3 protein-coding genes are annotated in these 4,821 nt (G+C 62.5%); 1 reads left to right on the top strand and 2 read right to left on the bottom strand.

All coding sequences use genetic code 11. The features are described 5' to 3' along the window. Together BGIM_RS66295 and BGIM_RS0146450 are read right to left on the bottom strand one after the other, a co-directional pair. Positions 1 to 1,925 (bottom strand): PAS domain-containing protein (locus BGIM_RS66295; protein ID WP_193789097.1); only part of this gene is annotated, 1,925 nt, incomplete at its 3' end. A 178-nt stretch (positions 1,926 to 2,103) separates the two neighbouring features. Further along, positions 2,104 to 2,292 (bottom strand): hypothetical protein, encoded by a 189-nt coding sequence (locus tag BGIM_RS0146450; RefSeq protein ID WP_020476399.1) that lies wholly within the window; start codon positions 2,290 to 2,292, stop codon positions 2,104 to 2,106. 540 nt (positions 2,293 to 2,832) lie between these two features. Between BGIM_RS0146450 and BGIM_RS0146440 the strand changes: the two genes are divergently transcribed. Then, entirely contained in the window at positions 2,833 to 4,068 is a 1,236-nt protein-coding gene (locus BGIM_RS0146440; RefSeq protein ID WP_020476397.1) for a glucoamylase family protein, read from the top strand. The last annotated feature ends 753 nt before the right edge of the window (positions 4,069 to 4,821 follow it).

The raw sequence follows: 4,821 nt of genomic DNA, 5'->3' as shown, positions 1-4,821 counted from the left end.
CGCCGCAGCCGCCCCTGGAAGTAGAACCGGTCGCCGGTTCGCACGGCCCGCTCGACGGCCGAGCCGAACGCCTCGGCGTCGTCCGGGTGGACGAACTCGTCCCGGAAACGGGCGGCGTTGACCGGCCCCGACGACGGATCGAGGCCGAAGATCTCGTATGGCCGGTCGTTCTCCCACGTCACCCGGTCCTCGGCCACGTCCCACACCCACACGCCCAGCTCGGCCGCGTCGGTCGCCAGCCGGAGCAGTTCCTCGCTTTGCCGGAGAGATTCCTCGTGCCGCTTGCGCTCGGTCACGTCGCGGGTGACCCCGGCCACCGCCTCGACCTCGCCGTCCGCACCGAGAACTGGCATGAGGATGTAGTCGTACATGCGGCGGCCGAATGTGCCCGCGAACGGCACCTCCCCGCGGACCGGCTTCTTCGTCGCGATGACCTCGTCGATCTCCCGGTCGTGCATCTCGGCGTGCCACGGCTCGTACCCCAGCTCAAGGCAATTCTTCCCGACCGCCTCGTCCCAGGTCTTCCCCCACATCCGCAAGAGGCCGTCGTTCGCGAAAGCGAACCGGTGGTCCAGCCCCCACACGTAAGCCAGGTCCGGCGTGGTCGAGAGGACCGCCTCGTAAAGCCGCGTCCGCCGCTCCGCCTCGGCCGTCACCCGGGCCAGCGCCTCCTCCGCCCGTTTCTGGTCGGTGACCTCGATCACGACGCCAGGGAACCGCACCGCCTTGCCGGCGCCGTCCAGTTCGACCTGCCCGCGGGCGTTCACCCACCGCCACCCGCCGGCTCCGTCGGACACCCGGTATTCGGCCTCGTACCGACCACCCGCATCGAGAGCGCGCCTGACGAGATCCTCCACCCGGACCTTGTCATCGGGGTGGATCGAAACGATGAGACCGGCGAGGGGGCCGCCGGCAACGGCTTCCGGCGAGACCGAGAATATCCTCGCGAGGCTCGCGTCGCCGTAATACCGGTCGTTCGGCACGTCCCACGTCCAGGTGCCGATCGCCCCCGCCGCGAGCGCCGCCTCCATCCGCGACCGGATGTCACGGAGATCGTCCTCGGCCCGCCTCCGCTCGGTGAAGTCAATCCCCTGGACGATGATGCCGGACACGGCCCCGGTCGCGTCCCGAAGCGGCTGGTAAACGAAATCGAGCGCCCGCTCCTCCAGCGTCCCGCCACGGTCGAGGACAACCCGCTCGTTCTCGCCGACATAGGGCTCCCCGGACCAGAACACCTGATCGAGGATGTCGAAGTATCCCTGTCCTCCCATCTCCGGGTGCGCCTCCCGGACCGTGAGGCCGATGACGTTGCGGCCCCCCAGCAAGTCGAGGTAACCGTCGTTGGTGAGCACGAACCGATGTTCCGGCCCCATCAAAACGCCCATGAACGACGGGGCGTGTCGGAACACGTCGGCCAGACGATTGCGTTCGGCTTCAACCTCTCTGAGGAGTCTGGTATTGTCGTCCTCGGCCCGCCTCCGGTCGGTCACGTCGTTTAATGTGCCGACCCACTCTCGGGGCGTGCCGTCGGTTCCCGGGATCGGCACACCCCGGGCGTGGACGTGGCGCCAGCCGCCCTCGCGGGATCGGACCCGGTACGTGACGTCGTAGAGATTGCCTGTTGACAAAGAGATATCCCATGCCGCCCCGGCCGCCTCGCGGTCGTCGGGGTGAACGACATCGAGCCAGGCCGTGCCGCTTCGACGCTGATCGGCAAGAGTCTGGCCGGTGATCTCCTCCCACCACTGCTGCGTTTGCGTGAAATCGGTTTTGGCGCCGTCCGGCGACCAGGACCAGACGATCTGGCCGGTGGCTTTGACGAGCGCGCGGTATCGCTCCTCGCTTTGTCGAATCGCTTCGTCGCCGGGAATGGGGCTGTCGGCAGACGGACGCTCGTCGGAATATTCGTTGGATAAGTTGGTCATTCCGTCCTTCGACGACTGCGGTTCTAACGAAATCTTTGCCTGCCATTGGCATTGAGCCCGGGGCTGTCGAAGCCATTTTAGACGGGGTTCGAGTGAAAAGTATCTCCGGAATTGAACCGCAAGAGGTGGAGGCGTTCAAACATGGCATGGCGTCAAATGAAAATCAGGTGAAGCATGCTCAGGACTGAAGCGGCGGCCACTGGGAATCCAGCCCCTCTTTCTCGATCTTCTCCACTTGCCTGGCACTGAGACCGTAATCGCTGGCCACCTTCTGACGCGATGCGAACACCCCCAGCCCCGTGTCCTGAAGCGCGACAAGGGCGGCAAACACCTCCCGTCTTCGCTCGACTAAAAGTGTCTCGGCCATTCGTGATCTCCGGTTGGGTGGAGTGCTCATTTTACACCATAAGCCCCCGCGTGCCACAAGAATGGCATGATCGGGACGGGCGGGGGCGAGGCGAGTTGCAGGCGTTCATAACCGATCTTCATGCAACGACCTTGACCGTTCTCCGTCGTTTTGCCTGCCGTCGGTTGGTCGCGGACGAAGAAGCGGCGGGATGGATTCACATCCGGGAATGTTTTGAAAGCACCGGTCCGAAATACCACCCCCGACGCTCCTGCTGTCAGCTCAAACCTCTAGCGCAGGGTGGAAAACCAAGGTTCGCGCCTCTGGCCTCTGCCGCTTCGCCATCGCGCGGGGGGCGCTTTGCGACCTTAACCCCCACGCGATGGCTACGCAGCGACGGCCGACGGCGCGAAAATCAGCGGAACGATTGTCGAATGCAAACGGACTACGAAATGATTCAGAAATGGCGGCTTCCTGAAAGACGCCCGGCAACCCGAAGGTATCCCTGACGGGTCTCACCCGATCCAAGGAAGCCGGTTGATTCACCTCACCGAGGGCCAAATGTCAAACGTCCGGGAGTTGAGCGTCTCCGACCGCATGTTGCTCATGACGATTCAGCAACAATCCCTTCGGTATTTCATCGAAAATCAAACAGCGGATGGTCTGATCCTCGACCGCCAGGCCAATTTTGGCCCGTTGCGTCCGCTTACCCGAGGTTGGTGCAGCACGGCGGCAACCGGCATGGGCTTGATCGCCCTCGCACTGGCCAGCCGGGAGCCATACCAATTAATCTCCCAAAACGAGGCGGTTGGACGCATGCGCCTGGCGCTGCATGCCTCGCTGGAGAAATTGCCCGAAGACCATGGGATGATGCCCCATTTTTATGAGACGCACACGAACACTCCCCAAGGCCGCGACACGTTCAGCACTGTTGATTCTGGCTGGCTGATCGGCGGGGCGCTCTGGGCGGCGGCCTTTTTGAATGACGGCGAACTGGAGCGCCTTGCCGCGCAGCTTTACGAACGGGTCGACTGGCTTCACTGGACGGGCGGGCGGGAATCCGGCCTCCTCAACCACGGCAAGAATCTCAATGGAAAGTTTTTAAGAAACGCCTGGGACCGGCTGAACGGGGAAACGATCCTGATGTATGTTCTGGGCTCGGGAGCGAAGGAAGATCGCTCGCTTCCACAGTCATGTTGGACGGCCTTGAAGCCCTTTTATGGCGAGGTGGCGGGGCTTCGCTTCAATAATGCCGACCTCGGCCTGTTCGCGTTCGGTTACGGGTTGGATTTGCTCGACACCACCCGATGGCTCCCGCCCGGCGGCGTCGACCTCGCCGCCCAGGCCCGGATCGCGGTCAGGGCCAATTACCTGTTCTGCCGGGAGAAGTCGGCCGCATTTGCCACGTACCGTCATTTCTGGGGCGTGTCCGACGGCGACGGGCCGGGGGATCGTGACGGGAAAAGACCTTACCGGCGTTATGCGCCGGGGCGGTCGGCGGACGGTACCGCTCACCTTAACGCGACCGTCGCCGCCATCGCCAACGCACCGGATGAGGTCCTCGAAAATCTTGCCCGCGCCGACCATCATTCCGGCCGGACGTTGCGAGGCCGCTATGGCTACGCAAATCTGAATTTGGATCGGGAATGGATCGGTCGCGACATGGTTGGGATTGATGCGGGAGCCATTGTCATGGCCCTGGACAATTGCCTGATGGATGACCGTGTCCGGCGAACATTCCACTCCCTGCCGTGTGTTGCCCTGGGAATGAGCCGGGCCGGGTTTACTTCGCGATGAAATGGGATGTTGTCTCATTGGTGCCGTATATGTAAATGAACTCGTCATCAAAAGGTCAGCCGATGGAATCGCATTCGATTGAGCCCCCCGAGGGGTATTCTTACCTCTCAACCGCATTATGGTTCGCCTCCGGGGGAGCAGTCACGGCAATCTTCTCCGGTTCATTGGCCAAATTGACTACAACCGCCGGCCTGCCCGAAGTGCTCCTGGTCGGCATGGTAGTGCCGAGCTTCACATGGGTGGTTCAGATGTGCGCGTCATGGGCATTGATGTCGCCTGAACGGCGATATTTGTATTGGGGCGACCTTGGACGCATCTGCCTGTGGGGGTCCGTCGGATTGCTCCCGGCAGCGGTGATAAACCTTTGCCTGCCAAACGCTCCTCGTTGGCTGTCTGCGGCAAACGTCCTGGCGAGCGTGGCGATCATGGGGGCTGACCTTTTCCGACGGTCGATCCGTCACCAGACGCCGTGGTGGTGGCCGCTGAGTTGGTGCTGCACGATCACGGTGAACATGATGCTGTTCTTGTTAACAAGTTGGAGTTGGTGGGCGGCAACGTGACTGCAAACAATATTACTCGTCGACAAACGCAATCGGCCCTGGCAGTCATATACTGAACACATGGCGGGACATCCCGCCTGTCAGGCGATGACCATCCGCCTCGCACCGTCGATCTTGTTCTGCCGCCCTGAGCTTCCAACTCACCGCTTCCCACCAAGACCTTCGTTACGCAAGACGTGTTGTGATTGCCTGA

It is taken from the genome of Zavarzinella formosa DSM 19928, assembly GCF_000255705.1.
Lineage (GTDB): Bacteria > Planctomycetota > Planctomycetia > Gemmatales > Gemmataceae > Zavarzinella > Zavarzinella formosa.
The sequence above is the reverse complement of the archived record's forward strand: the minus strand, read 5'-3'. Positions and strand labels throughout refer to the sequence as shown.

Coding starts and splice junctions, on each gene's coding strand:
- BGIM_RS0146450 (WP_020476399.1), bottom strand. CDS start 2,292: ATGGCCGAGACACTTTTAGTCGAGCGAAGACGGGAGGTGTTTGCCGCC.
- BGIM_RS0146440 (WP_020476397.1), top strand. CDS start 2,833: ATGTCAAACGTCCGGGAGTTGAGCGTCTCCGACCGCATGTTGCTCATG.